This is a genomic window from Bradyrhizobium sp. Kon58 (assembly GCF_055807455.1).
This window is the reverse complement of record NZ_JBVVOT010000425.1, coordinates 1-274: the sequence shown is the minus strand read 5'-3', so window position 1 is coordinate 274 and position 274 is coordinate 1. Positions and strand designations below refer to the sequence as shown.

At 67.2% G+C, this 274-nt stretch carries 1 pseudogene; it reads right to left on the bottom strand.

Annotated features, from left to right (window positions below):
• Positions 1 to 274: pseudogene (locus tag AC0L20_RS41015) on the bottom strand (4Fe-4S binding protein); the annotation flags it as partial.

Genomic DNA, 274 nt, shown 5'->3' with positions numbered 1-274 from the left:
AGTAAGCCCCATCGCCAGCCACGAGGATCGCCTGCTGTCCGTCTTTCAGCTTCTGTCGCAGGCGCTCGTAACCGCGCTCGCCCAGCAGGCTCACGCCGATCGTGGGGACGCTGACGGGAGCAACGTAGAGTTCGATGAAGAGGTCTTCGGGTTTCCGGCTCTCGGGGCGGTTCGCCGCCTCCGTCTGGCCCGCCTGCCGGAATGCCTGCGTCACCTCACCTACTGTCAGCCGCAAGCTCCGGACCGACCCGTCGCCGACCAGGCTCTGCCAGCC